Genomic DNA, 5,559 nt, shown 5'->3' with positions numbered 1-5,559 from the left:
TTTCCGTAAGGAGATCATCCGGTTGATCGCGGAGATCAGCATGGGTGCGGGCACGTTGGCGATGATCGGCGGCACTGTGGTGATCGTCGGGTTTTTGACGTTGGCTGCTGGTGGGACGTTGGCGGTGGTGCCAGATCCGGCGGCGGTGCAGGCGGGATTCCGTTGCTGGTGTTGATCGTGATGATCGACCCAGGAATGGTCTTGCCCGACGGCGTGGTTCCGACCACCGCTCCCCTTGACGAGAAGCTGTTGATCGGAGTGGGCATATCTGCGACCTGGAAACCGGCGTCCCGCAATCGCTTTCGTGCGGCGTCGAAGCTCAGGCCGGTAACGCTGGGCACTGTGCTGCCCGGACCGCCCTCGACGTAGCGCTTGTCGGTGGGCGGCAGCGAGATCGGGCCGAAGTCTTCTGCGATCGGTTTCATCGCCAGGAACCAGGTCCGGGCCGGCTCGTTGCCGCCGTAGAGGTTGCCGTAGCCGCACTTGCGCAGTGGATACGAGCACAGGCCGCCGGGATTGGTGGAGTCGTCGAAAATGTAGTTGGCCGCCGCGTATTGATTGGTGAAGCCGAGAAATCCTGACGAGCGATGCGATTCGGTGGTGCCGGTCTTACCCGCCATCGGCAGGCTCCAGCCCGCCGAGCCCGCCGAACCCGCCGCCGTACCGCCGGTGGAATCCTTGGACAGCGCATTGGTCAACGTGTTGGCCAGGCCTTCGGGGACCGCCTGCTCGCAGGTCTGTGTCTCGACGGCGACCTCGCGGCCGTTGCGGTCGAAGATCTTGTCGACCGGACTGGGTGGGCACCACATCCCGCCGGAGGCCAACGTGGCTGCGACATTGGATAACTCGAGCGCATTGAGTTCGAACGGTCCCAGCGTGAACGAGCCGAGGTTCTGTCGCTTGACGAAATCGGCCAGGCTTTCGTTGCTGTTCGGCTCGTAGGCTCGCGCGGTGCCGGGTTCGGCGTAGGACCGTAGACCCAACTTGACCGCCATGTCGACCGCGCGCGGCACGCCGACCTGCCCGATCAGCCGGGCGAAGGCGGTGTTGGGCGACTGCGCCAGCGCATCGGTCACGCTCATCGGGCTGCGGTAGTTGCCGGCGTTCTTCACACACCAGGTCTCCTTAGGGCATCCCGGGGTGTTGCTGGTGCCCAGGCCCTTGCCCTGAAACTGCGCCGGAACCTCGAGCTGGGCGTTGATGCCCATGCCCATGTCGAGCGCGGCCGCGGTGGTGAAGATCTTGAAGATCGAACCGGCCCCGTCACCGGCCAGCGAGAAGGGCTGGGGCTGCACGGTCTGGCCGGCATCGAGTTGCAGACCGTAGTTGCGGTTGTCGCCCATCGCGAGCACCTTGTGGCTGGTCTTGCCGGGCTGGATGACGCTCATCACGCTGGCGACCCCGTCCAGCTTCGGGCTGGCGACGGTGTCGATCGCCTTCTTGACGCTGTTCTGAACCCGCGGGTCCAGGGTGGTGCGGATCAGATAGCCGTTGCGCGCCACTTCGTCTTTGGACAGTCCGGCGCGGGCCAGGTACTGCAGCACGTAGTCGCAGAAGAAGCCGCGGTCGCCGGCTGCGATACAACCCTGCGGCAGACTGTTGGGCTGCGGCAGGATGCCCAGGGGTTGCTCGCGGGCGGCGCGCAGCTCCACGGCCCTGGCGGGCTCGTTCTCGATCAACGTGTCGAGCACTACGTTGCGGCGGGCCAGCGCGGCGTCGGGGTTGGTGTAGGGGTTCAGTGCACTGGTCGACTGGACGATCCCAGCCAGTAGGGCGGCCTGCTGCCAGTTCAGGTCGCTGGCATTGATGCCGAAGTATGTCTTGGCGGCGTCTTGCACGCCGTACGCGCCGTTGCCGAAGTAGACCAGATTCAGGTAACGGGTGAGGATCTCCTCTTTGTCGAGCGCCTTGTCCAGGGCCAGGGCCATCCGGATCTCACGCAGTTTGCGCGCGGGCGTCGTCTCGATCGCCGCCCGCCGCTCGGCGTCGGTTTGGGCGTTGACCAACAAGTTGTAGTTCTTGACGTACTGCTGCTCGATTGTCGACCCGCCGCGGGTGTCCAGATCACCCCTGAGGTAGCCGATGAGTCCGGTCAGGGTGCCCTGGACGTCGACGCCGTTGTGGTCGACGAACCGCTTGTCCTCGATCGAGATGATCGCCAGCTTCATCGTGGCGGCGATCCGGTCGCTGGGCACCGGCCAGCGCCGTTGCGCGTAGATCCAGGCGATCGGATTTCCTGCGGCGTCGACCATCGTGGAGACCGTGGGCACCTCGCCCGTCATCAAGTCCGTCGAGTCCTGTGCGGCCACATCGGAGGCGTGGTTGACGACGATGCCCGCACCGCCTGCGAGGGGAAAGAGCATGGCCGCCACCAAGACACCGGCCAACACGCAGTACAACGCGAGCTTGGCAACGGTGGCGCCCGCAGTGGGAGTCGTGGGGTGTGGGTCCGGCACCCCGCCAGACTAGGGCCACCCGCTCGGGAGACGAATCCAATATGCGAAGCCGGAATCAAACCGAGGCCGCAGAAACCCCAGCCCCGCCGTAGATGCTGGCGATCCAGATGTGGGCGAGCGCTTCCAGGGCGGCGGCTTCCGGCAGGGTCGGCTTCTGGCTGCCCTGGGCGGCGAACACCACACGCTCGTTCATCAGGTTCAGCGCCGTCGCCAGATCGTGAGCCGGAATCGTGTCGGGCGCCGCGCCCCGGTCCCGCTCCCTGGTGATCAGCCCGGCCGTGTAATCGATCCAGCCGGTCATGAACGTTGTCCACATCTCGCGCAGCTCGGCGTTGGTGGTCATGGCCGCCAACCCGGCGAGCACGACCGCCCGATGCGGGCGCAGCGTATCGAAGAACGCGTAAATGCCGTCGTGCCAGCCTTGCTGCGGCTGTTCGGGGTCGGCGTCGGTCTGTTGCTGTCCTTGCTGCTGCGCCCCCGAGGCCGTGATCGCCTTGGCGAACAGACGCACCAGTACCGCGTCCTTGGACGCGAAATAGAAGTAGAAGGTCGGGCGGGACAGGCCGGCGCCCTTGGCGAGGTCGTCCACCGAGATCTCGGTGAACGGCCGTTGCTCGAGCATGTCCTCCAGCGTGCGCAGGATGGCCGCCTCACGATCGTCGCCGGAGGGGCGGGTGGCGCGACGGCCGCGAACGCGGGTCGGGGTGGCAGCTGGCACGGGCGTTACTTTACAGGGTGTCGAATTATTCAACACACCGTTGACCTATTCAACACCGTGTTGATAGCGTGGCCGGCATGACTGAACATGTCGATGTGGTGATCGTGGGCGCCGGAATCTCCGGGATCAGCGCTGCCTGGCATCTGCAGGACCGCTGCCCGTCGAAGAACTTCGTGATCCTGGAGCGCCGGGAGAATCTCGGGGGCACCTGGGACCTGTTCAAATACCCCGGCATTCGGTCGGACTCCGACATGTTCACCTTGGGCTTCCGGTTCAAGCCCTGGACGTCGCAGAAGGCGATCGCCGACGGGCCCTCGATCATGGCCTACCTGAGCGAGACGGTCCGCGAGTCCGGCATCGACAAGCACATCCGCTTTCGCCAGCATGTGGTGGCCGCCGAGTGGTCCAGCGCGGACAACCAGTGGACGGTGCGCGTCGAGTCCGGCGGCGAGTGCAAGGACATCACCTGCTCGTTCCTGTTCGCCTGCAGTGGCTACTACAACTACGACCAGGGCTACTCGCCGGAATTCCCCGGTTCTGAGGACTTCACCGGCACTGTCGTTCATCCCCAGCATTGGCCCGAGGATCTCGACTACGCCGGCAAGCGGGTTGTGGTGATCGGCAGTGGCGCGACTGCCGTGACTCTCATTCCCGCCCTTGCTAATTCGGGTGCCGGGCACGTAACGATGCTGCAGCGCTCACCGACCTACATCGGTTCGCTGCCCGACGTCGACCCCTTCGCGGTCCGGATGAACAAGCTGCTGCCCGCCAAACTCGCCTATATCGCCAACCGGTGGAAGAGCATCCTGTTCCAGTCCGCGCAGTACCGGCTGGCCCGGCGGTTCCCGAATTTCATGCGCAAGCAGCTGATGACGATGGCGCAGCGCCGGCTGCCCGAGGGTTACGACGTGAACAAGCACTTCGGCCCGAGCTACCGGGTTTGGGACGAGCGACTGTGCCTGGCGCCCAATGGAGATCTGTTCCGCACCATCCGCAAGGGCCAGGCCGAGGTGGTCACCGACACGATCGAGCGCTTCACGCCGACGGGAATCAAACTGACCTCAGGCCGGGAGCTGGCAGCCGACATCATCGTCACCGCAACCGGTTTGAACCTCCAACTGTTCGGAGGTGCCGAGATCCGCAGGGACGGTGAGCCGCTCGACCTCACCACCACGATGGCCTACAAGGGCATGATGCTCTCCGGCGTGCCGAACATGGCCTTCACCATCGGCTACACCAATGCGTCATGGACGTTGAAGGCTGACCTGGTCTCCGAATTCGTCTGCCGCGTACTGAATTACATGGATGCGGGAGGATATGACCGCGTCGTACCCACGCAACCCGGTGCCGATATCGAGGAACGTCCGCTGATGGACTTCACCCCCGGCTACGTTTTGCGGGCGCTGGACCACCTGCCCAAGGCAGGTTCGCGGGCCCCGTGGCGGCTCAAGCAGAACTATCTGCTGGACCTGGGACTGATCCGGCACGGCAAGGTCGACGACGAAGCGCTGAGCTTCGCCAAACACCGTGTCCCGGTGAGTGTTTAGCCGGAGGTGACGACGATCCCGTCGTCGTCGCTGTAGGCGACGTCGCCGGGGGCGAAGCTGACACCGCCGAAGCTGACGGTGACATCGCGTTCGCCGGCGCCGGTCTTGGTGCTCTTGCGGGGATTGGTTCCCAGCGCCTTGATACCGATGTCGAGTGTGCGCAGCGTGGTGGCGTCGCGCACGGCGCCGTGCACGATGAGTCCTGCCCAGCCATTGGATCGGCCCAGCTCCGCGATCAGGTCACCGACCAGCGCCGTGTGCACCGATGCGTCGCCGTCGATCACCAGAACGCGCCCGTGGCCCGGCTCGGACAGCACCGACTTCAGCAGGGCGTTGTCCTGGAAGCAGCGGACCGTGCTGATCGGCCCCGCGAATTCGGTGCGACCGCCGAACTGGCGGAACTGGACATCGCAGCTGCGGACCTCGGGTCCGATGTCGTCGACGAGATCGGCCGTGGCACGGAATGTGACGGCCATGCTCACTCGGTCCGCCGGTGCCGCAGGCGGCGCATCAGCAGAGCGATCAGCACGGCCACCGCGAAGGCGACGGCGAACGGCAACGGCGAGCGCCCGGACTGCGGGGCGGGTAGCGGGGCCGGCGGCGGCACCGGATTGGCGGCCTGCTCCACCGACGACTTGGCGGTGGCGGCCGCCGCACGGGCGCCGTCGGTGACCGGTGGTGCGCCGTTGCCCGTGGCGAGCTCGGCTGGGGTGGGGGGTTCGGCGGGCGGTGCCGCCTTCTTGGCCGGGGCCTTTCGGGGAGCAGCCTGCTTGGCCTGGCTCTTATACACATCGGACCGTGCCGACGATACGTGTGGAGTGGATATAGCTCGCCTCAG

4 protein-coding genes and 2 pseudogenes are annotated in these 5,559 nt (G+C 65.7%); 2 read left to right on the top strand and 4 right to left on the bottom strand.

Annotated features, from left to right (window positions below):
* Positions 1–127 (top strand): annotated as a pseudogene (locus HPC46_RS33550) (ABC transporter permease); the annotation flags it as partial.
* Here the strand turns inward: HPC46_RS33550 and HPC46_RS33545 are convergent.
* Together HPC46_RS33545 and HPC46_RS33540 are read right to left on the bottom strand one after the other, a co-directional pair.
* Positions 108–2,456: pseudogene (locus tag HPC46_RS33545) on the bottom strand (penicillin-binding protein); the annotation flags it as partial. The pseudogenes HPC46_RS33550 and HPC46_RS33545 sit on opposite strands and share 20 nt — an antisense overlap.
* Before the next feature lie 55 nt (positions 2,457–2,511).
* Entirely contained in the window at positions 2,512–3,174 is a 663-nt protein-coding gene (locus tag HPC46_RS33540; protein ID WP_179476313.1) for a TetR/AcrR family transcriptional regulator, read from the bottom strand.
* A gap of 77 nt (positions 3,175–3,251) precedes the next feature.
* On the opposite strand from HPC46_RS33540, the gene HPC46_RS33535 reads away from it, so the two are divergent.
* Entirely contained in the window at positions 3,252–4,721 is a 1,470-nt protein-coding gene (locus HPC46_RS33535; protein ID WP_179476312.1) for a flavin-containing monooxygenase, read from the top strand.
* On the opposite strand, the gene rraA is transcribed toward HPC46_RS33535, so the two are convergent.
* Positions 4,718–5,197: a ribonuclease E activity regulator RraA gene (rraA, locus tag HPC46_RS33530; RefSeq protein WP_179476311.1), complete on the bottom strand. Its 480-nt coding sequence runs from the start codon at positions 5,195–5,197 to the stop codon at positions 4,718–4,720. The genes HPC46_RS33535 and rraA overlap by 4 nt on opposite strands.
* 2 nt (positions 5,198–5,199) lie before the next feature.
* Positions 5,200–5,511 (bottom strand): hypothetical protein, encoded by a 312-nt coding sequence (locus HPC46_RS33525; protein WP_179476310.1) that lies wholly within the window; start codon positions 5,509–5,511, stop codon positions 5,200–5,202.
* Positions 5,512–5,559 lie beyond the last annotated feature (48 nt).

Origin of the sequence: Mycolicibacterium vinylchloridicum (assembly GCF_013404075.1) — a bacterium.
Taxonomy (GTDB): domain Bacteria; phylum Actinomycetota; class Actinomycetes; order Mycobacteriales; family Mycobacteriaceae; genus Mycobacterium; species Mycobacterium vinylchloridicum.
The sequence above is the reverse complement of the archived record's forward strand: the minus strand, read 5'-3'. Positions and strand labels throughout refer to the sequence as shown.